15 protein-coding genes and 3 pseudogenes are annotated in these 20551 nt (G+C 73.2%); 4 read left to right on the plus strand and 14 right to left on the minus strand.

Features of this window, described 5'->3' with window-relative positions; translation table 11 throughout:
* Nucleotides 1–28: 28 nt before the first annotated feature.
* The 4 genes from ELQ39_RS10595 to ELQ39_RS10610 all read right to left on the minus strand — a co-directional run bounded on the left by ELQ39_RS10595 (nucleotide 29) and on the right by ELQ39_RS10610 (nucleotide 4567).
* Nucleotides 29–2668: a SpoIIE family protein phosphatase gene (locus ELQ39_RS10595; protein ID WP_190002437.1), complete on the minus strand. Its 2640-nt coding sequence runs from the start codon at nucleotides 2666–2668 to the stop codon at nucleotides 29–31.
* 267 nt (nucleotides 2669–2935) lie between these two features.
* Complete coding sequence (locus ELQ39_RS10600; protein ID WP_225628610.1) at nucleotides 2936–3388, minus strand: ATP-binding protein; 453 nt, start codon at nucleotides 3386–3388, stop codon at nucleotides 2936–2938.
* Nucleotides 3389–3570: 182 nt separating this feature from the next.
* On the minus strand, nucleotides 3571–3975 hold the full coding sequence (locus ELQ39_RS10605; RefSeq protein WP_190002435.1) for an NUDIX hydrolase: 405 nt from the start codon (nucleotides 3973–3975) through the stop codon (nucleotides 3571–3573).
* 61 nt (nucleotides 3976–4036) lie between these two features.
* Nucleotides 4037–4567 (minus strand): PadR family transcriptional regulator, encoded by a 531-nt coding sequence (locus ELQ39_RS10610; RefSeq protein ID WP_242591731.1) that lies wholly within the window; start codon nucleotides 4565–4567, stop codon nucleotides 4037–4039.
* A 120-nt stretch (nucleotides 4568–4687) separates the two neighbouring features.
* Here ELQ39_RS10610 and ELQ39_RS10615 point away from each other — a divergent pair, with 120 nt between their 5' ends.
* On the plus strand, nucleotides 4688–6046 hold the full coding sequence (locus ELQ39_RS10615; RefSeq protein ID WP_242591732.1) for an MATE family efflux transporter: 1359 nt from the start codon (nucleotides 4688–4690) through the stop codon (nucleotides 6044–6046).
* A 29-nt stretch (nucleotides 6047–6075) separates the two neighbouring features.
* Here ELQ39_RS10615 and ELQ39_RS10620 read toward each other — a convergent pair.
* From ELQ39_RS10620 to ELQ39_RS10635, 4 genes and pseudogenes are all read right to left on the minus strand, one after another.
* Nucleotides 6076–6288, minus strand: a pseudogene (locus tag ELQ39_RS10620) (hypothetical protein); the annotation flags it as partial.
* Nucleotides 6289–6933: 645 nt separating this feature from the next.
* A complete protein-coding gene (locus ELQ39_RS10625) occupies nucleotides 6934–7686 on the minus strand; it encodes a GntR family transcriptional regulator (protein WP_190002431.1) in 753 nt (250 codons plus the stop codon).
* A 147-nt stretch (nucleotides 7687–7833) separates the two neighbouring features.
* Nucleotides 7834–8997: a DUF4190 domain-containing protein gene (locus tag ELQ39_RS10630; RefSeq protein ID WP_225643368.1), complete on the minus strand. Its 1164-nt coding sequence runs from the start codon at nucleotides 8995–8997 to the stop codon at nucleotides 7834–7836.
* 103 nt (nucleotides 8998–9100) lie between these two features.
* Nucleotides 9101–10309: pseudogene (locus ELQ39_RS10635) on the minus strand (S8 family peptidase); the annotation flags it as partial.
* A gap of 427 nt (nucleotides 10310–10736) precedes the next feature.
* On the opposite strand from ELQ39_RS10635, the gene ELQ39_RS10640 reads away from it, so the two are divergent.
* Complete coding sequence (locus tag ELQ39_RS10640; RefSeq protein ID WP_242595579.1) at nucleotides 10737–12230, plus strand: phosphatase PAP2 family protein; 1494 nt, start codon at nucleotides 10737–10739, stop codon at nucleotides 12228–12230.
* An 11-nt stretch (nucleotides 12231–12241) separates the two neighbouring features.
* Here ELQ39_RS10640 and ELQ39_RS10645 read toward each other — a convergent pair whose 3' ends face one another.
* A complete protein-coding gene (locus ELQ39_RS10645; RefSeq protein WP_242591733.1) occupies nucleotides 12242–13507 on the minus strand; it encodes a hypothetical protein in 1266 nt (421 codons plus the stop codon).
* Nucleotides 13504–14673: a ThiF family adenylyltransferase gene (locus ELQ39_RS10650; protein ID WP_242591734.1), complete on the minus strand. Its 1170-nt coding sequence runs from the start codon at nucleotides 14671–14673 to the stop codon at nucleotides 13504–13506. The genes ELQ39_RS10645 and ELQ39_RS10650 overlap by 4 nt, the downstream gene beginning before the upstream one ends.
* 260 nt (nucleotides 14674–14933) lie before the next feature.
* Here ELQ39_RS10650 and ELQ39_RS10655 point away from each other — a divergent pair, with 260 nt between their 5' ends.
* Nucleotides 14934–16229, plus strand: a complete 1296-nt coding sequence (locus ELQ39_RS10655) for a M14 family zinc carboxypeptidase (RefSeq protein ID WP_242591735.1) — start codon at nucleotides 14934–14936, stop codon at nucleotides 16227–16229.
* Nucleotides 16230–16555: 326 nt separating this feature from the next.
* Here ELQ39_RS10655 and ELQ39_RS10660 read toward each other — a convergent pair.
* The 3 genes and pseudogenes from ELQ39_RS10660 to ychF form a co-directional block, all read right to left on the minus strand.
* Nucleotides 16556–16747, minus strand: a pseudogene (locus ELQ39_RS10660) (hypothetical protein); the annotation flags it as partial.
* Nucleotides 16748–16814: 67 nt separating this feature from the next.
* Nucleotides 16815–17534 (minus strand): hypothetical protein, encoded by a 720-nt coding sequence (locus tag ELQ39_RS10665; RefSeq protein WP_242591736.1) that lies wholly within the window; start codon nucleotides 17532–17534, stop codon nucleotides 16815–16817.
* A gap of 285 nt (nucleotides 17535–17819) precedes the next feature.
* Nucleotides 17820–18908: a redox-regulated ATPase YchF gene (gene ychF / locus ELQ39_RS10670; RefSeq protein ID WP_242591737.1), complete on the minus strand. Its 1089-nt coding sequence runs from the start codon at nucleotides 18906–18908 to the stop codon at nucleotides 17820–17822.
* 181 nt (nucleotides 18909–19089) lie between these two features.
* Between ychF and ELQ39_RS10675 the strand changes: the two genes are divergently transcribed.
* The gene (locus ELQ39_RS10675; protein WP_190002424.1) at nucleotides 19090–19728 is read left to right on the plus strand and encodes a DUF6542 domain-containing protein; all 639 of its coding nucleotides are present in this window, start codon (nucleotides 19090–19092) and stop codon (nucleotides 19726–19728) included.
* A gap of 29 nt (nucleotides 19729–19757) precedes the next feature.
* Here ELQ39_RS10675 and ppgK read toward each other — a convergent pair whose 3' ends face one another.
* A complete protein-coding gene (gene ppgK, locus ELQ39_RS10680; protein ID WP_225628600.1) occupies nucleotides 19758–20504 on the minus strand; it encodes a polyphosphate--glucose phosphotransferase in 747 nt (248 codons plus the stop codon).
* Between the last annotated feature and the right edge of the window lie 47 nt (nucleotides 20505–20551).

Raw genomic sequence — 20551 nt, forward strand, 5'->3', positions numbered from 1 at the left:
GAAGGGTGGGCGCCGGGTGGACGGAGCGTCAGAACAGGCTGAGCAGGGCCTCGGCCGGGTCGGTGAGGCCGGTGTCGGCCCCGGGAAGCGGCAGTTCGAACCACACCGTCTTGCCCCGGGGCGTACGGCGTGAGCCCCACGCGGCGCTCAGCAGCCCGACGAGCTGGAGGCCGCGGCCGCCCTCGTCGGTGTCGCGGGCACGCCGCCGGCGGGGCTGGACCAGCCCGGAGTCCCAGACCTCGCAGACCAGGGTGCGGTCGAGCAGCAGCCGGAGCCTGATCTCCCCCTCGCCGTACCGCAGGGCGTTGGTGACGAGCTCGCTGACGAGCAGCTCGGTGGTGTCGACCAGCGGCTCCATGTCCCAGGCGAGGAGCTGGGCGCGGGCGTACTCGCGGGCCCGGCCCACACTGCGCGGCTCGCGCGGCAGGGTCCAGTCGCCCACGGAGTCGGCGGGCAGACCCTGTACACGTGCCATCAGCAGCGCGATGTCGTCCTCGCCGTGATGGGTGTCGAGCGTGTTGAGCACGTGGTCGCAGACGTCCTCCAGCGGGGCGGACGGGTCGGTGAGCGCGCCCACGAACGCCTGGAGGCCCTCGTCCAGGGGGTGGTCGCGGCTCTCGACCAGACCGTCCGTGTAGAGCGCCAGCAGGGCGCCTTCGGGCAGTTCGACCTCCACCTCCTCGAAGGGCTCCCCGCCGACGCCGAGCGGCATGCCGGGCGGCACGTCGAGCATCAGCGCGTTCTCCCCCGGTTCGACCAGGACGGGGGGCAGATGACCCGCGTTGGCGAACGTGCAGCGGCGGGTGACGGAGTCGTAGACGGCGTAGACGCAGGTGGCCAGGTACACCTCGGAGAGGTCCGCCTCGCGCGGGCGGCGGGCGGCCCGGGTGGCCTGCTGGACGCCTCCGGCGAACGCCTGGGAGGGGCCGCCGGGTGCGCCGAGGCCCCGGGCGATCTCGTCCAACTGGGACAGCACCTCGGCCGGTTCGAGGTCGAGCTGGGCCAGGGTGCGTACGGCCGTGCGCAGTTCGCCCATGGCGACGGCGGCGCGCAGGCCGCGGCCCATGACGTCGCCGACGACCAACGCGGTGCGGTGGCCGGGCAGTTCGATGACGTCGAACCAGTCGCCGCCGACCTCGCCGGTGCGGCCGCTCGCGGCGTTGCCGGGCAGGTAGCGGCAGGCGATGTCCAGGCCGGACGCCTCCGGGTCGCCGGGCGGGAGCAGGGAGCGCTGCAGTATCAGCGCGCGTTCGTGCTCGCGGCGGTAGAGGCGGGCGTTGTCGATGCAGACGGCGGCGCGCGCGGCCAGTTCCACGGCGAGGTCGCGGTCGCGGTCGCCGAACGGCTCGCTGCCCTTGGTGCGGGCGAACTGGGCGAGGCCCACCACGGTGTCGTGGGCGACCATCGGCACGGCGAGCGTGGACTGCACCAGGCCGCCGTCCTCGCCGGGCACGGTCTGCGGGCGGGCGGTGCGCAGGGCGTCCGCACAGGCCGAGTTGAACGGGTAGTGGTGGACGGCGCCCAGCTTCACCGGCTCCCCGGTGCCGCTGATGGGCCCGTCGGACACGGCGCTGGCGAAGGCGACACGGCGCACCTCGGCGCTGCCGTCGGCGAGGCCGGGCGGGGTCTCGTCCCCGGCCAGCAGCCCCTGGTAGAGGTCGACGGTGGCCAGGTCGCAGAAGCCGGGCACGACCACGTCGAGCAGTTCGCGCGCGGTGGTCTCCAGGTCGAGGGAGTTGCCGATGCGCGCGCCGGCCTCGTTCAGCAGGGCGAGATTGCGCCGCGCGGCGGCGGCCTCGCGGGCGGCGGCGCGGCGGGCGGTGATGTCGATGCCCAGCCAGGCGATGCCGATGGGACGGCCGCTGCCGCTGTGCACCCGGTAGAGGTTGACGGACCAGTGACGGCGCTCGTCGGAGCCGGGGACGAACCCGGTGACGTGCATGTCCGTGATGGACTCGCCGGTCTCCAGCACCCTGCGCAGGGTCGCCGCGACCCGCTCGGCCTCGCCGCGCGGCAGGTAGTCGTGGACGCCCTTGCCGCGGTGGTCGTCGGGCGTCCCGCCGAAGAGGGAGGCGAACCGCTCGTTGGCGCGCCGGACCCGCAGGTCCCGGTCGATCAGCACGAAGCCGAAGGGAGATTGGCCGAATATGGCCTGCGAGGCGGCCAGGTCCGTCTCGATACGGCGCAGAGTGCGGACGTCGACGACGATGCAGACGGCGGCCTTCTCGCCCGCCTCGGTCCGTGTCGGCATGACGTAGACCTCGGCGATGCCCTCGCGGTCGCGGTCGTCCCCGGCCAGGTGGGCGGGCAGCCGGAACGGCACCACGCCGGTCCACTCGCGGCCGTCGAGGATCTCGGCCATCTTCCGCTGGCCGCGCTCCCTGCGGACGGGTTCGAGGAACGCCTCGATCGGGTCGGTGCCGACGGCGCGCTCCGCGGGGATGCCGAAGATCTGCTCGGCGCGCAGGCTCCACTGGTCGACCAGCCCGTCGGGGCCGATCGAGAAGGACGCGACCTTGATGTAGTCGTACATGGAGCCGGGCGGGGCGGTCTGCCACATGGCGTCGCCGGACGGAGCATCGCCGGGCAGGAGGCCGTCGGCGGCCTCGCTCCTCGAGCCGCCCGACGAGTCCTCGGACTCCGTGGCCTTCGCTGGTATCTCGCTCACGCGAACCGTCCCCTCCAGCTCACCGCGTCCGGCACCGGTCACCGGGGGCGGCTGCCCGCAGTATCCAGCACTACGGCGCCGCACAACACGGTGTTCACGATCACAGCACGGTCCCGATGCTTTTCGGTCCACGCCGTGAGAACACTCCCAGTCTTCTAACCAGCGGACACGCCGTCGAATCCCCCGGTTCGACAACCGTCATGGACGGTTACCGGTCACGGGGTGCGGCGAGGGTCCGCGCACACCTGCGAACGGCCGTGCGGGACCTCACCGGGGGACCACGAGTTCGCACCACACCGTCTTCCCGTGCGGCCCGGACCGGTGCCCCCAGCGGCGGGAGGAGCGGGCCAGGAGCTGCAGTCCGCGCCCGCCCTCGTCGTCGGGCCGGGCGACGCGTTCGTGGGGCGGTTCGGGGACCGGGTCGGACACCTCGACGAGCAGCACCCCGGTCCGTCCGGCGGGCCGGGTCAGGCACACGCCGACGGGTCCGGTGGCGTGCCGCAGGGCGTTGGTGACGAGTTCGCTGACCAGCAGCTCCGCGAGATCGGCGACGCCGTCCAGCTCCCACCGGCCGAGCTGTTCGCGTACGGCGCAACGGGCTGTCCGCACCGCGTTCGGGTCCGCGGCGAAGGTCCACGTGGCCCGGTCGCCGTCGGTGTCGGTCACGCGGATCACCTCCCCGCCGAGCGAGTCAGGCAGTCCGACCGTGTCCGGTTTCATGTGGTCAATAGCCACATACCCGATATCCCGGACGGAGTACCGCGCACAACGGCGCGGGGCGCGGGCAGCCCGCGCGGCCGGGTGCCCACGGCGCGCTCACACATCGTCACTCTCACATCGGTGCGCCTCAATCGCCACGCCGCGGGATCGCCTCGCCGGGACGGCCGTGCCGGAACCGCGCGTCAGACGTCCAGGCTGCCCGCGGCGCGCAGGTCGTCGAAGAGCAACTGGTCGACCGGGGGCACCCGGGGCCGGTCCGCGTACGAGAACCAGGCGATCTCGTCGATCTCGCTGCTCGCGGCGAGCGTCCCGGCGAAGTCGGCGGTCCAGCAGCTCATGCGCACCACGGTGCCGTCCGGGGCGCCGGGCACCTCGGCCTCGTAGGTGCCCACGTGCGTGGCCGTGGCGGGGTCGAGGAGCACGGTCAGCTCCTCCTCGATCTCGCGCAGCAGCGTCTCCACGTCGCTCTCCGCGCCCTCGCGCTTGCCGCCGGGGATGTAGAAGACGTCCTTGCCGCGCGGGCGGGCGCACAGGATCCTGCCGTCCTCGATGCGCACCCACGCCACCGTGTCGATCAGGGTCGGCATCACTCCGCCTCCGTCGTCCGTCACCTGGGGCAGGACCCTAGCGGCCCGGCGGGGGCGCTCCTCACGTCCGGTCCTCCAGGGCGGCGATCGTCTCGTCCAGCCACGCGCGCTCCTCGGCCGTGGTCGCACGGGCGATGCGCAGCATGCCCCGCCGGAACGGGTCCGGGGCCTGTTCGGCCCGCATCCGCTCGCCGTCGCGGTGGAAGAAGCTCGACGGGGTGTCGAGGAACGCCTTCCGGCGCCGCAGGACCGCGACCTGCCCGGCGGGGTCGGGAAGGAAGCGCAGGAACGCCAGCAGGGTGAAGAAGCGCTGCCCGTCGGTGATCTCGACGTCCTTCGGCTCCCTGAGCCGGTCCATGAGCGCGGCGCGCCCCGCGTCGGTGAGGGACAGCACCCGGCGGGCCGCGGCGCCGCTGCCGGGTTCGGTGCGCTGCTCGACCGAGCCGGCCTTCACCAGCCGCGTGATGGCGGGGTACAGGGCGCCGTCGCTGACGGGGCGGATGTGGCCGTGGAGCGCCTGGATGCGCGCCTTCAGCTCGTAACCGTGCAGGGGCTCCTCGTGGAGGAACCCCAGGATCGACAGCTCCAGCATGGCCGCTCCCCTGTCCTCGATGTGGCCGCTCCCGTCCGCGCGCTTGTCCGCACGGCGGCTCGATGCTATCTCTTTTCGCGGCACCTCGATTCGAGGTACCACGAAACGAGGAAGGTAGTCGTGGAAGCCGTACGGCATCGGCGCACGCTGGTCTCGCTGGCGTGCCCCGTCTATGTCGAGCTGCTCGCCGGGGTGACGGCCGGGATCATCAACATGGTCTGGGTGACCCGGCTGGGCGGGGACGCGGTCGCCGCGGTGGCGGTCGCGACGAACGTGGAGAACCTGCTGCTCGGGGTGATCCTCGTGGCGGGTTCGGGCACGACCGTCCGGGTCGCGCGGGCGAGGGGCGCGCAGGACGCGGCGGCGCTGCGGTCCGCCGTGCGCGGCGGCTGGGCGCTGTGGGCGCTCGTCACTCCGGTGGTCGCGGCCGGCGGGTTCCTGGCGCGGGAGCCGCTGGCCCGGCTGGTGCTGGGCGGCGACGACGGCCGCGCGGTGTCGCTCGCGGCCGGCTACTTCGCGGTCGCGCTGCCGGGCATCGCGGTGTTCTACGCGACCACCGTGGTCGACGGCGTCCTCAAGGGCGCGGGCGACACCCGGACCCCGATGCGGCTGTCGCTGCTGGCGAACGGCCTGATCCTCGCGCTGGACCCGCTGTTCGTGTTCGGGCTGGGCCTCGGGGTGCGCGGGGCGGCCGTCTCGACGGTGCTGGGCCGGACGGCGGCGCTGGTCTGCGGACTGGCGGTCCTGCGCCGCAGAGGACTCTTCCGCCTCTCCTTGCCCCGGAGTTGCGGGTTCATGGGCCTGGTCGCCGATCTGCGCGGGACGGCGACGACCGGCCTGCCCATGTCGGCCGACTTCCTGGTCCGGATGACCGGGGCCCTCGCGCTCGTCGCGGTGGTCGCGCGGATCGGCGTGGACGAGGTGGCGGCGTACGGGATCGCGACCAAGGCGATGTACGTGGCGACCATGGCCTTCTACGCGGTGCGCCAGGCCGCCTCCATCCACACCGCGCATCTGCTGGGCGCGGGGCGGGACGAGCGGCGGGAGGTGGGACGCCAGGCGCTGCTGCTGGCGGGCGGGCTGGGGCTGACGGCGGCGACGGTGCTGCTGGCGGGCGCGCCGTGGATCATGCGGGGCTTCGGCGCGGAGAGCGGGGTGGCCGACGCGGGGACGCTCTTCCTGCGCTGCGTGGGGCCGTATCTGGTGCTGCTCGCCTGCTTCATCGCGCTGGGCGGCGTCTTCGAGGGCAGCGGGCGGGCCCGGGCCCTGGCGCGCGTCACCTTCTGCGGGACGGTCCTCCAACTGGCTTTCGCCACCGGCCTGTCGGGGTGGGGCCTGCCGGGGGTCTGTCTGGCCATGGCGCTGTCGATGGCGCTCCAGTGCACGGCGGTGTCACGGATGCACCGGCGCACGGCACGGCCCGGCGCGGTGACCGGCGGCGCGGGAGGCAGGCCGGAAACATCACGGGTGCGGCCCTGACGGACCCGGCCGTGGGCGTCCCGGTCGGTTCAGCTGACGGTGGAGCCGCTCTGGCCGATGCGTTCGACCCAGTAGAGCTGCTTGTGGCCGCGGCCGTCGAGGCTGTCCGCGATCTTCTCCGCCTCGGCGCGTGTCGCGTAACGGCCCACCCGGTAGCGGTTGCCGTTGTCGTCCTGACGCACGACGAGCCAGGGAAGAGTCACCGTGCCGTCGCTCATCGCTCCCCTCCACTTGCCTTCCGCGGCCTGTGCCGCGCCCCGCCCGGTAAGGAAACCGCAGTCCGCATATGCCCGAGCCTACGCCTTACCTTCACTGAGCGAATACGGCTTTTCACAAACAGGCACGCAACCGGCCAGCACGGAGGGGGCGCACGGTGGCGGATGCGCCGTGCACCGAGGGCGACATGTCCGGTCAGCGCCGTATGACCGTCCTCGCCCTGTCCCTGGGGCGACCTGCAAGAACGGCCAAATCCCTTCGCCCGCCGGCCCGGCGCGGGCCGAGCCCCACGCCGGAGCGGAGTCATGACGCGGGGCGCGAAGGGGAGCGCGCGGGGGCGATGGGGCGACTGGGGAGGCGCGGATCCCCTCGGCGGACGGCGCGAGGGGGCGGGGCGCGGCGGACGGGCGAAGGGCGCGGCCCTTTGGCGCCGGCGGCGTGCCGCGTGGCCGAGGTTCTTCGATGCGCGCGCGTGCCGCGAGGGGCCCTTGCGCTCCGGGGCCCGGTGCGCGGGCGCCCGCACCTCGTTCGGTGCTGCACCGCGACGGGGCGCGGCCGTCGCGGCGTGAGGCGGAGGGCTCATGGACCGGGACTTCGGCGGCGGCTGACGCGGCCGTCGCGCCCCCGGCGGCAACACTCCGGCGCGAGGGGCGCCCTCACATCCCCGGCTTCTACTTCACCGGCAGGTGATACGCCGCCCGGTAGCGGTCCGCCGGGATCACCACGTCCGCCGTCTCCACCGGGCGGCCCGACGCGAAGTACGTGCGCTGGATGACCAGGACGACGTGGCCGGGGACGCCGCCCAGCAGCATCAGCTCCTCCGCGAGGCCGGGGCGGGCCCCGACCTCCTCCGTCACGTTGTCCACGATGACGTCGATCGCGCGCATGCGCTCGACCACGCCCATGCCGCCCAGCGGGCCCTCCTCGGGCAGCATCACCGGCGTGCGCCCGGTGAGGGCGAGGGGCTCCCACGACGTGGACAGCATCATCGGCTCGCCGGCCTCCCGGAACAGATACTTCGTGCGCATGACACGGTCCCCCGGGTCGATGCCCAGCCGCTGGGCGACCGACGCGCTCGCGTCCGTCTGCTCGCTGCTGGACTCCCACGTCCCGCGCACGCCGACGTCGGCCTGCTCCTGCCGGAACGGCGTCGCCCCCCGCTCCGGGCGGAAGCCGGACCGGGCGACCCGCCGCGGCACGGGCCGCTCCCGCACGTACGTCCCCGACCCCGAGCGGCCCTCGACGAGCCCCTCGGCCATCAGCACCTTGCGCGCCTCCAGCGCGACCGTGTCCGAGACGCCGTACTCCTCGCGGATGCGGGCCTGGGAGGGGAGCCGGGTGTGGGGCGGCAGCCGACCGTCGACGATCTTCTTGCGGAGATCACCCGCGACGCGCAGGTACGCCGGCTGCTCACCGAATGTCACTGGCCGCTCCCATCGGGCTGTACAGACAGCAACAGAGTGGCAACCCTGGGTTGTCCGAAGCAAGCCAAGGCCAGAGAATCACTCGATGTGATGACTTCTGCGGAAGAAGGGCTTTACGCAGGCACTTTCTCCCCGCTATGGAGGAGCTCACACCTCCATCTCACCGGCTTCCGGCTCCCGCTCGACCTCCTCGTCGTAAGCGGGCGGTGAAGTCGCCAACCCCAAAGCTTCGCGCACGGTGATCGACAAGGAGGGGTCGGTCGCCTCCCAGGCCTCCTCCTCACGGATCCAGTACGTGTCCGGGTCGGCGGCGCTCGCCGCGCGCCCCCAGGCGACCCGCGCCTTCCCCAGGCGGGCTACGAGCTCGTCCACCGGCTCCCGCGCCGGCGCCGGCCACGTGTGCGCGCGCAGCAGCCGCACCTGCTCGGTGACCGCCTCCTCGACCTGCCCGGCCCACTCCCGGTCGTCGCTGACGTCGTCGTCGAAGTAACCGGACTCGGGCACCTCGTCCAGCGCGGCGTTGAGCCCCCCGGCCGCCTCCAGGTAGGCCAGCTGGTGGGCGTCGAGCGTGGTCGCGTCGCTGCGCAGCGACCCGCTGAAACGGGTCCCGTCCTCCCGGCCGAGCACACAGGCGACGGAACGGTCGCCGAAGCTCCAGCTCTCCTCGGACGGGGCGAAGTAGTAGACGCCGATCTCCTCCGGCAGGGACCAGCCGTCCATGACGTAGGCGCTCCGCCGCTCGTAGCAGCGGTCCTCGCTCAGCTCGGTGAGGCTGTCGTCGCCGGGGAAGTCGCCGCCGGGGACGGCGACGAGGGCGAAGACCTCGCCGTCGTGCTCGTCGGCGCAGGGCACCTTGTGGGCCTTGACGGTCCAGCCCTCGAGTCCGCCGGGCGAGGTGAAGCAGTCGCCCTTGCGCAGGGACAGCACGCTGTCGGAGCGCGCTCCGTCCCGGAAGCCCTCCCAGAACGCCGCCACGCCACCGGTGACGAGCGCCACCGTCCACAGCGCCAGCCCGAGCGAGGACAGGGTGACGCCGGCGACCGCCATCCCCTTCCCGCGCTCGCCCCGCCGTTTGATCTGCAGCAGCGCGATCAGCCCCAGCACCAGCCCCACGGCGGGCAGGAAGCACAGCACTCCGAAGACCAGGGCGGCGATGGCGACACCGTTGACGGCGGCGGGCGGGCGGGGCCCGTACGGGCCGTAGGGGAAGTACGGCCCGGGTCCGGGCGGGCCCTGGTGGGGGGAGTGCGGCGGCTGGGCGCCGCCTTGGAAGTGCGGCCCGGCGGGCGGAGGTATCGACACGACGCGCATCGTAGGCGGACGGTGACGGGCCCCGCCCCCGGGGGATGCCTCCCGGGGGCGGGGCGCCGGTCCGCTGGACCGGCCGGTGTCAGCACCGCCGCGGACGCTCTCAGCCCACGTACAGCAGGCGGTTCGGCGAACCGCTGCCCGGGCTGGTGACCACGCCGGTGGTGGCGGACGAGGTCAGCGCGGACGAGACCTGGGCGGGGGTGGCCGACGGGTTGCCGGCCAGGTACAGCGCGGCGGCGCCGGCGACGTGCGGGCTGGCCATCGAGGTGCCGGAGATGGTGTTGGTGGCCGTGTCGCTGGTGCGCCAGGTGGAGGTGATGGAGGAACCGGGCGCGAACAGGTCCACCACCGAGCCGTAGTTGGAGTAGCTGGCACGGGCGTCGGTGGACGTGGTGGCGCCGACCGTGATCGCCTCCGTCACCCGGGCCGGTGACTTGGTGGAGGCGTTGGTCGACTCGTTGCCGGCCGCGACGACGAACGTGACGCCGGCGGCGACGGCGTTGCGGACGGCCGCGTCGAGCGTGCTGTCCGCGCCGCCGCCGAGCGACATGTTGGCGACGGCCGGCTTGACCGCGTTGCGCGCCACCCAGTCGATGCCGGCGACGACCTGGGCGGTGGTACCGGAGCCCGAGTTGTTCAGCACGCGGACACCGACGATCTTCGCCTTCTTGGCGACGCCGTATGCGGTGCCCGCGACGGTGCCGGCGACGTGCGTGCCGTGGCCGTTGCCGTCCTGGGCGACGTTGTCGCGGTCGACGGCGTCGTAGCCGTTGGAGGCACGGCCGCCGAAGTCGGTGTGGCTGATGCGGACGCCCGTGTCGATGATGTACGCCGTCACGCCCTGCCCGGCCGAGTCCGGGTAGGTGTAGGCGTTGTTGACCGGGCGGTTGCGCTGGTCGATGCGGTCCAGGCCCCAGGAGGGCGGGTTGGACTGGGTCGCGGAGACGGTGAAGGTGCGGTTCTGCACCACGGAGGCGACGGCCGGGTCGGCCGCGAGGCGCTTGGCCTCGGCCTCGGAGGCCTCGATCTCGTAGCCGTTGAGCGCCTTGGAGTAGGTGCGCTCGACGGCGGCGCCGTACTTCTCGGCCAGGGCGCGGCCCTTCGCCGTGGTCGAGCGGGCGGCGTCGGCCTTCAGGGTGACGATGTAGCTGCCGGCGACGGCGTTCGGGGCGCCCGCGTACTGGACACGGCCTTCGGGTGCGGCCGGGGCGGCCCCCGCGGGGAGTGCGGAGACCAGGCTCGCGACGAGCGCCGCGGAGGCCGCGGCGCCGAGGACGGCCAGTCTTCGCCGGGGGTGACGCATCACTGCCATGGAGGGTTCCTCCTCAATCGGTGGTGCGCGTTCGTGGGGGGGTGGTGCGGTGACGCACGGGGGCGTACGGCCACTTATGTCGGGATCATGACAAGGGTGACCGCGTCCGGGGCGTCAGCCGAAAGATTGAGGGTTGCACAGGAATTGCACAAGGGCGCCTCGGCGACTTACGGACGTCGCCGTTCCGATCCGGACACCGGACGCCCCGGCCCCGCCGCGCACGGCCGTCCGGCACAGAGACGCCACAGCCACCCCATGGACTCCCCGCCCGCCACCGTTAACATGTTCGAACTCACGACGGATGTCCTCGTTCACCGGCTGTCCACCGGAAGACCCTGCCCTCCCGCGCGATGCGCCACCCGCCCGCGAAGCCACCTGCCCGCAACCGAATCACCAGGCGAACCAGTTGATAACCGAACCCACTCGAATACCGCCGCGGGACGACCGCGGGACGCAGCCCGCCCCGTGGCGCCGGCCCCGCGTGGTCCTGTGGACCGCGGCGGGCGTGGCGACCCTCGGTTTCCTCGTCGCGCTGGAGATCGTGGCGCGCGGCTACGGCTTCTCGGGGCCGATCACCGAGCAGTCCCGGGAGGTGATCTTCGCCCCCGAGTCGGGTCCGCTGCTCTACGGCGGACTGGCGCTGACGATGGTGGTGCTCACCTGGCGGCAGCGGCTGATCGCGCTGGGGACCGCCGCGGGCGTGGACGTCGCGTTCTTCCTGGTGCGGTGGGCGCTCGACGCCGACATGAACTTCGGCAACGGCGCGCTGTGGGTGGTGCTGGGTGTCGCGGTCCTCGGCCTCACGCGCCGCACCGGCCGGGAACGGACACTGCTCCTCAAGGGCACCGGGCTGGGTCTGCTGCTGGTCGCCGGTCACAAGACGGGCGACACCTGGCTGCTCATCACCTCGAAGACCCGCGCGACCGTCCTCGACGCGTACGTGGCCGCCGCCGACCACGCCCTGGCCGACCCGTCGTGGCTGGTGGGCCGCTTCCTGAACGCGACCGCGCCGGTCAGCACGGGCATCCTGCACGTGGTCTACGGCCAGCTCCCGCTCGCCGCCGCCCTCGTCGGCCTCTACCAGCTGCGCCGGGTGGCGGTGGAGCGGCGCTTCCCCGCCCATCACCTGGTGCGCACCTTCCTGGTGATCGGCCTGTTCGGCCCGGCGATCTACATGATCTTCCCGGTGGTCGGCCCCGTCTTCGCGTACGGCACGGACGGCGGCGCCTGGGCGACGGCGAACCTCTGGCCGGACATCCTGCCGCCGGTCACCGACCCGCAGCCGATCCCGTTCGACGGCATCACCCCGCGCAACTGCATGCCCAGCCTGCACACCGCGTGGGCGGTCACCCTCTTCGTCCACTCCCGTGACGGCTCCCGGGCGATGCGCTGGGCGGGCACCTTCTGGCTGGTCGGCACCCTCACGGCCACCCTCGGCTTCGGCTACCACTACGGCGCCGACCTGCTCGCCGGCGTGGTCTTCGCCCTCACCATCGAGACGGCGATGCGCTGCTCCGCGCACGGCTGGGACCGCGCGGGCGTCCGCCTGGTCACCCTCGGCACGGCGGTCTTCGCCGCCCTGCTGGCCTCCTACCGCTGGCTCCCCACGGAGATGGCCGCCCGTCCCTGGCTCTTCGGCCCGCTCCTGCTGCTGGTGACGGGCGCGGTGATCTACGCGTACCTGCGGACGGCGCGGGCGGCACGGACCGCGCGCGACCGCGGACCGGAGCCGGAGGTGCCGGGGCAGCGGCCGGCGCCGGAGGAGTCGGTGGAACGGGCGGACTCGGCGGAACCGGCGGATCCGGCTGGGGCGGCCGAGGCCGGGGCGGCCCTGGCCGCGACGACCGGGACCGGCACGACCGGTGAAGCCGGGGAGTCCGGGGAGTCCGGCGCGACGGGCGCCAAGCCCGAGCTGGTCTGAGCGACGGCGCGTCACGTCCGGGCCCGCGCCCCCGCCTTCGCGCGCCGGCGTGAGCGGTGGTCGCGCCACTTGGTGACCAGCCAGAGGACGTTGACCCCGCCGAGGGTGACCAGCACCGCCGCCGAGTCGGCGTATCCCGCGGGCGTGTTGCCGGGCGCCAGCCCCCGTACGGCGCGGGACAGCAGGGCGATGTCGAGGGGCAGGGTGACGGCGGCCATGAACGCGAGGCACGCGACCGTGCCCACGACGAGGACGACGCTGTAGACGCGGACCGCCCGGCGCTCGTGCGCGGGCAGCCGGGCGCTCGGGTCGTCCTCCCCCGCCGCCGCGCGGGCGCCGGGACGCAGCGCGCGCAGCGCCCGCCGGTACCGGTGGCGGGCGTAGGCGAGCCCGTCGCCGTAGAGGTCCCGGCAGCCGGTGAGGTCCTGCAGCACGAAGTACACATCGGTCCGCGTGAACACCATGAGCTGGAACGGCAGCGGCATCAGCGCGAGCAGCAGGGCGGCCGCCGACAGCCGGTGGGCCGTCGACGCGGGGTCGGTCGCGGCGAGGACCGGCACGAGCGCCGAGGCGACGGACAGGTTGAGCGCGATGCCGGACAGGTAGGCCGTCAGCCGGTGGCGGCGGGGAGCGAGTTCGATGCCGCTGATGTCGGTCTGCATGACCAGGAACTGCAGCCGGGTGCCGAGCCGCATCCGGCCGGGCACCCCGGCGGCGCGGGCGGTGACCAGATGGGCCAGTTCGTGGGCGAGCAGCAGCGTCCATCCGGCGGCCGCCCCGCTCAGCAGGACCACACTGCCGTGCGGGCTCCACAGCAGGTCGCGGTAGCCGGGCAGCAGGCCGGGGCGGAGCAGCAGGGTGACGAGGGCGGCCGTCAGCAGGACGGCCACGGCGACGGGGAGCACCGGGTGCAGGGCTAACCGTACGTGGCGGGGGCGCAGCCACGGCAGGGAGGCGGGCGGCGGCGCGGGGTCGGGCAGGGGACGGCCGTCGATCCGCGCGACGAACCCGAGGGCGGCCAGGTCCGCGACGAAGTCCGCGATGTCGAACTCCTCGCCCGTGTCCGCGCGCAGCCGCTCCTGCGTACGCGCCACGCTCAGCCCCTCGCCCAGCAGGCGCACGGCCCGCGCCCCGGCGGGCGGCAGGGCGACGAAAGTGCGGGTCGCCATGCGTCCGACGATCCACTCGTCGCGGTCGCGCCGCATCGAGAGCTCGTGCAGGGCGACGCGGGCGTCGGGTCCGACGCGGGGTGGCGTCCCGGCGGCGGTGTCCGTCACCGGGCCTCCCCGTCCGGCGTGGTCACCGCCGGTCGCGTGCCGCAGGCGGGGCAGTCGTCGCGCCGCTCGGAGCGCTGCAGGACCGGGTCGCCGGGGACCATGAGGTTGAGGCCGAAGCGGCAGCCGGGTTCCACGGGCGGTATGCCGCACAGCAGGGTGAGCGCGGCGTGCGCGAGCAGGCTGCCGGACAGGCCCGCGGTCACGGCGTTGACCGGGTTCCACGGCATGCGCGGCGACGCCACGTCCTCGTCCTGGCCGGGCGCGAGACGCAGGTCGCGCCGCTCGACCTCGGCGTCACGCAGGCACTGCCAGCAGGCGCCGCGGCCGGGGGCGAACATGCCCACGCTGACGAGCGGCCCGCGATAGCCCGCTTCGGCCCACGGGGTGCCGGTGGCCAGACAGACCCGGTTCGCCCATCTGCGGATCTCGGGGGGCCGGTCGGCGGCGAGGAGAAGCAGGTCGTACGGGGCGCCGTCCGGGTGGCGGGGCTTCGCCGCGGTGAGCAGGTCCTCCAGGTCGCCCGGGCCGCGCACCTCGCGGCGTTCCCCCGTGAGCGTGGTGTCCGCGTTGAGGGCGCGCAGCGCGGTCAGTGCCGCGTCGAGCTTGGGCCGGCCCAGGTCGCCCTCGCCGAAGAGGGTCTGCCGGTTGAGGTTGGACAGTTCGACGACGTCCGGTTCGACGCAGTGCAGATGGCCCACGCCGGACGCGACGAGGTCGCGGGCGGCCGCCCCGCCCGTGCCGCCGACGCCGACGAGCAGCACGCGGGCGCGGCGCAGCATCAGTTGAGGCTCCCAGGAACTGGCGCGGGGCCGCAGGTCCATCCAGCGCATCAGGGTCATCCCCCGCCCGTACCGCTCCTGCTCGCGTGCGGTCAGTTCGGCGGGCGGCGGGGCGCCGGCGTCCTCCACGTACCCGGCCCGGATCAGGTCGTCCATCGCGCCGGTGACGTCCTCGTCGGCCAGGGCGAGCCGGGGATGGCGCCGGGTGACCTCGGCGACGACGTCGTCGGGGCCGCGTGTGCCGTCCATGGCCTCGACGAGGGTCCACACCCAGCCGTCGGGGTCGAGGACCTCGGCGCCGATGCCGTGGACGACGCTGCCGATCCGCACGTTGCCGTCGACCGTCCGGTAGGCCCGGTGCTCGGGCTTGATCCGGGGTCGCCGCATCGTCCGGACCGTGGCCGCCCGGTCAGTGGCCCGCACCGTCATCTTCGCGCCAATCTCGTCGGTCCCAACTGCCGCTCCCTCAACGCACATTGACAACGATTGCCCGGTGGGCGAACGCTGGCAAGCGCACATCTGGCCCTTCGCACGCAACGGACGACGGGAGGAACGGCATGGCGAACAAGATCGAGATCCGTCCGCTGGACAAGAAGGAGACCACCGGCGACAGCGGTGGCAACGGCGGCAGCTGACGGACGGCCAGGATGGACCGCTACCTCACGGTCGCGGAGGTCTCGGCAGCGGCGCGGCGGCTGGTCTCCCGGTATCCGGGGGCCGGCCGTCTGCGCCGTGTCGGCACGTCCCGCGCGGGGCGTCCGCTGGAGATGCTGTCCGTCGGGCACGGCCCCGCGCACGTCCTGGTGGTCGCCCGTCCCCACCCCGACGAACCGGTCGGCGCCGTCACCGCGCTCACCCTGGCCGAGCGCGTGGCACGCGGCGACGGGCGCACCCCGGCGACCGACCCGGCGCGCGTCACCTGGGACGTCGTCCTGTGCCTCGACCCGGACGGGGCGGCGCTGAGCGAGGGCATCGAGGAGGCGACGGCCGGTCCCGCGCCCGCCCTGGAGCGCTACTTCCGGACCGCGTTCCGCCCGGTCGCGGCGGAGCAGCCCGAGTGGGCGCCGATCGAGTCGTCCCGCCTCCCGGAGAGCCGGGCCCTGTTCGACCTGATCGACGAACGGCGGCCGCTCCTCCAGTGCTCCCTGCACGGCATCGAGGCCGGCGGCACGTTCACCCAGCTGACCGAGAACCTGCCGGGTTTCGCCGAGGGCTTCCACACGGCGGCCGCCGACCTGTCCGTCCCGGTCCAGCACGGCACCTTCGACGCCCTGTACTGGGAGAACCCCGCCCCCGGCGTCCATGTCCTGCCCCCGCCGGAGAGCACGGGACGGCTCGCGGCCGGTTCCGAGAACATCGGCCGGTCCACATGGTGCGCGCCCCAGCGGTACGGCGGTGTCACCGCGATCGCCGAGGTCCCGATGTGGGCGAGCGCCCTGGCCGACGATCCCGCCCCGCACCCCGACGCCGTACGCGCCCTGCGCGGGCTGTCCCGGCTGGTGCGGGACGGGGGCGAGCAGGTGACCGCGGTCCTCGACAAGGCGCGCGGATTCCTGCCGCCGCCCGAGGAGAGCGCACCCCGGCGTGTGCTGGAGTGGATGGCGGACGGCCTGTACGACCTGGTCGCCGACTCCTGGCAGCCGTTGGCCCGGCAGGCGGCCGAGGGAGGGGAGCGCCTCACCACGGCCCAGGTCTGCGCCCTGGACGTGGTGGCCCGCCGCCAGCCGCTGCGCGCGGCCGGGCTGCTGATGCGCCTGCTGTCGGCGTCCGCCGACCCCGCCGCACCGGCGCTCCACGACGAACTGCACGCCCTGTTCATGGCCTGGTGCGAGGACTTCACCCACGCCCTGGGCCTGCGCTGGGTCCCGGTGCGCGCCCAGGCGGACCTCCAGGCACGCACGGTTCTGGCGGCGGCGGAGTGCGCGGTGCGCTCCGCGCGCTGAGCGGGACCGGCGCACGGGCGGCGCCCCCGCAGGGCCGTGATCGTCGTGGTCGACGGGGGTCCTCTACGGCCCGACCGGGCCCCGTTCCAGGTGCCGCGCCCGTCCCGGACCACGTCTTCTCGACGCGCGCGCCGCGGGTGAGGTCCGTGAGGTCCAGCGGGAGCAGTCCCGGTCCGACCGGGAGGCGCACCTCACCCACCAGGCCTGTGAGCTGCGCCCCTACGGCCAGTTGGCCGTCCTCGGCGGGGCGGCGGCGGACGACGGGACGAGCGTGCGTGTGATGTTGCTGCGGACCGGCGGTTGTGAGGCACGGAGTCGCACGCCTCTCACAGAGGCCAGGCGGCCAGCAGATCATCGGGGCCGTAGATGGCGTCGAACCCCTGACAGTCCACGCCGCTCCGGGAGACCGCCACGACGGGGAGTGGCTGGTCGGTGAGGGCGGCGCGGTGACGGTGGAGCGCGGCGAGGTCGTGCCGGTCGAAGGGGGCCTGCTCGAGCCACTTGATGGAGCCGACGAAACCATTGGTGTTACTAACATTCAGGTTAGTAACATTGAGGTTAGCAACATGCGCGTCGGTGCATCCCTCATATGACCGGGCGGTTGGCGGACGTGTACTCCTCGGCGACGTTGAAGACGCTGGCGCAGCAGGGGCATTCCGCGTGACCGAAGAGGTGGGCGATGCCGTCGGCGAGGGGACCCTGGCCGTCGCGGACGGCCGTCGCGTGCATCCGTCGCCCCACGCCGGAGAGGGCCGCGGGATCCGCAGGCCTCAGGTCGCGCCGGTCCACGTCCCCGAGGTGCCAGTCCCGAAGCGCCGAATAGCGCCCGTACGCGCCGATGGCGATCGTCACGTCGACGGCGCAGTGCGGGCAGGCGACCTCGTAGAAGTCGTCCGAGAAGTCCCCCAGGACCGCGCTCCAGTGGTACTGCTGCTCGGTCGCCAGCAGAAAGCGGAAGCTCGCCAGGTAGTCGTCCGGCCGCGACCGCAGGTGCCGGTCGAGGACCTCGCGGAACGTCCTGATCGCGTCGGCGCAGCCCGGCAGCAGGTCGTCACAGCCGTGAGGGGACGGGACGCACATCACGATCAGCCCGGCGAGCTCGCGCGCCCGCGCACTGTGTGACGCGAGACGCACCAACCGCGGCAGCGCGGCGAAACTGGCGGGGAACACCGTCTCGCACTCGAGCAGCAGCCGGTGCCCCAGCTCCTCCCACGCCTCGGCGTCGTCCCCCCGCTCGACCCGCCCCAGCAGCTCGGGAACACGATCGACATCCCCGAGACAGTCGTACATCGCCGCCCGATTCACGGACCGAGTATGACCTGCGGAAACCGGCCACATCTCCGCGCCGTACAACAATGTCCGTGTTGAACTGGTGGCCATGGCAGACACTGTGCCCGTCCCTGGGGAAGGCCCTGTCCGAGGCGTGTCCGTGTCGCTGCACGAGGAGTACCACTTCCCTCACTCATAGGCAGAGCAGATGCGGACGAAGGGCAGATCTCAGGCATGGGAAACAGCAAGGGCCAGCTCGAACGAGCCGGCCCTTGCTGCCTGAGCGATTGACGAAGCCCCTGGCGGATAGTGGCGAACCGGTCACACGTTGAACCGGAACTCCACCACGTCCCCGTCCTGCATGACGTAGTCCTTGCCCTCCATGCGGGCCTTGCCCTTCGCGCGGGCCTCGGCGACCGAGCCGGACTCGACCAGGTCCTCGAAGGAGATGACCTCCGCCTTGATGAAGCCCTTCTGGAAGTCGGTGTGGATGACACCGGCGGCCTCGGGGGCGGTGGCGCCCTTCTTGATGGTCCAGGCGCGGGACTCCTTGGGGCCGGCCGTGAGGTAGGTCTGCAGGCCGAGCGTGCGGAAGCCGACGTGCGCGAGGGTGGCGAGGCCGGGCTCCTCCTGGCCGACGGACTGGAGGAGCTCCAGGGCCTCGTCCTCGTCCAGCTCGGCGAGGTCCGCCTCCAGCTTGGCGTTGAGGAAGATCGCCTCGGCGGGGGCGACCAGCTCGCGCTGCTCGTTCTTGAAGTCCTCGTCGGTCAGCTCGTCCTCGTCGACGTTGAAGACGTAGAGGAACGGCTTGGTGGTGAGCAGGTGCAGGTCGTGGAGGAGCTCCGCGCGCTCGGTGCCCTGGACGATGCCCTGCGAGAACAGCGTGTCGCCCTTCTCCAGGATCTTCTTGGCCTCCTCGACCGCCTTGACCTTGGGCGCGACGTCCTTCTTGATCCGCGACTCCTTCTGGAGGCGCGGGAGGACCTTCTCGATGGTCTGGAGGTCGGCGAGGATCAGCTCGGTGTTGATCGTCTCGATGTCGTCCTTCGGCGAGACCTTGCCGTCGACGTGCACGACGTTCTCGTCCTTGAAGGCGCGGATGACCTGGCAGATCGCGTCGGACTCGCGGATGTTCGCGAGGAACTTGTTGCCCAGGCCCTCGCCCTCGGACGCGCCGCGCACGATGCCGGCGATGTCGACGAAGTCGACCGTGGCCGGGAGGATCCGCTGCGAGCCGAAGATCTCCGCCAGCTTGGTCAGCCGGGGGTCGGGGACGCCGACGACGCCCACGTTCGGCTCGATCGTGGCGAACGGGTAGTTGGCCGCCAGCACGTCGTTCTTGGTCAGGGCGTTGAACAGGGTCGACTTGCCGACATTCGGCAGACCGACGATTCCGATCGTGAGCGACACGTTGCGACTTCCCGTACGTGAGGAGGGGGGCGAGGGCCGGCGGAGCGGCCGGCGTGGACCGATCCACCAGTCTACGGCGTGCCCGCGGCAGGCCGTCCGCTGTGTCGAACGCCCGGCCGACGACCGGATCCCGGCGTGTCTGACGGGCTGCCGGACACATAAAACGACCTAAGTTGGTCCAGTGGAGCAACACAGGACGCGACCCGCCCAGCACGGACCGCGACGCGAGACGACGCCTGGCTCGTCGGCGGCCCCCCGTACGTCACGGCCGCACGGTCCTCCGCTGCCCCCGCAGGCGGGACGGTCGACGGGCGGCGGGGTCGCCCGGTCCCCGCGCCCCCAGCGGTCCCCACGGCCGTCCGGACGTCGGCCCGCTCCCCCGCCCCCCGCGCGCCGCGTGCCGGGGCCCCGGCTCACCGGGCTGGGCGGCGGGCTGTTCTGCGGGGCCGTGATGCTGGTGCTCGGGCTGCTCGTCGAGACGCTGTTCGGCGCCTCCCTGACCGTCTACGGCGTGCTGTTCCTGCCGGTGTGCGTGCTGACCGCGCTGTGGGTGCGCGAGGGGGACCTGCTCATCGCGCCCGTCGTGGTGCCGATCGCCTTCGCCGTGGGGCTGGTGCCGGTCGCCGACGAGGGCGGCGGAAGCGCCCTGGACCGCCTGATGGGCATGGTGACCGGCCTCGCCACCCAGGCGGGCTGGCTCTACGGCGGGACGCTGCTCGCGGGTGCGCTGGTGCTCGTCCGCCGGGTGCGGCGGGTGCGGCGGTCCAGGACCGCCGGCCGCCGCCCCGCCCGCAACCGGACGGGCAAGGCGCCGGCCTGAGGTGCGGGCAGGCACCCGCCCGAGGTCCGCTACACCCCCGTGGCGGCCCGCATCGCCGCCCCCACGATGCCCGCGTTGTTCTGCAGGTGGGCCGGGACGATCTCCGCCCTGATGCCCTCGATCTTCGGCAGGAACTTGTGCGCCTTGCGGCTGACGCCGCCGCCGATCACGAACAGCTCGGGCGAGAACAGCATCTCGACGTGGGCGAGGTACTTCTGCACCCGCCGCGCCCACTCGTCCCACGACAGGTCGTGGTCCTCCTTGGCCTTGCTGGACGCCCGCTTCTCCGCGTCGTGGCCCTTCAGCTCCAGGTGGCCCAGCTCGGTGTTGGGCACGAGGACGCCGTCCACGAAGAGGGCGCTGCCGATGCCGGTGCCGAAGGTCAGCACGATCACCGTGCCCTTGCGGTGGCGTCCGGCGCCGAAGTGCATCTCGGCGACGCCGGCCGCGTCCGCGTCGTTGACGACCGTCACCGGCAGGCCGCCCAGGCGGTCGCCGAGCAGCACCCGCGCGTCGGTGCCGATCCAGCCCTTGTCGACGTTGGCCGCCGTGCGGATCGTGGCGCCGTCGGTGACGACTCCGGGGAAGGTGACGCCGACCGGGCCGGTCCAGCCGAAGTGGTCGACGACCTGCTTCACCCCGTCGGCCACCGCGTCGGGCGTGGCCGGGTGCGGGGTGAGGACCTTGCAGCGCTCCTGCGCCAGGTCCCCCTTGTCCAGGTCGACCGGGGCGCCCTTGATCCCGGATCCGCCGATGTCCACACCGAAGATCTCCATGGCACCACGTTACGACGACCGGGGGAAGCCCACCGGCCGTCGTGGGA

This window comes from Streptomyces sp. GB4-14 (assembly GCF_022696125.1).
GTDB classification, from domain to species: domain Bacteria; phylum Actinomycetota; class Actinomycetes; order Streptomycetales; family Streptomycetaceae; genus Streptomyces; species Streptomyces werraensis.

Bases quoted from the DNA above. Each gene is read 5' to 3' on its own strand.
- ELQ39_RS10600 (WP_225628610.1), bottom strand. From the start codon at position 3,388: ATGAAACCGGACACGGTCGGACTGCCTGACTCGCTCGGCGGGGAGGTG.
- ELQ39_RS10605 (WP_190002435.1), bottom strand. From the start codon at position 3,975: ATGCCGACCCTGATCGACACGGTGGCGTGGGTGCGCATCGAGGACGGC.
- ELQ39_RS10610 (WP_242591731.1), bottom strand. From the start codon at position 4,567: ATGCTGGAGCTGTCGATCCTGGGGTTCCTCCACGAGGAGCCCCTGCAC.
- ELQ39_RS10630 (WP_225643368.1), bottom strand. From the start codon at position 8,997: ATGCGCGTCGTGTCGATACCTCCGCCCGCCGGGCCGCACTTCCAAGGC.
- ELQ39_RS10650 (WP_242591734.1), bottom strand. From the start codon at position 14,673: ATGCGGCGACCCCGGATCAAGCCCGAGCACCGGGCCTACCGGACGGTC.
- ELQ39_RS10655 (WP_242591735.1), top strand. From the start codon at position 14,934: ATGGACCGCTACCTCACGGTCGCGGAGGTCTCGGCAGCGGCGCGGCGG.
- ppgK (WP_225628600.1), bottom strand. From the start codon at position 20,504: ATGGAGATCTTCGGTGTGGACATCGGCGGATCCGGGATCAAGGGCGCC.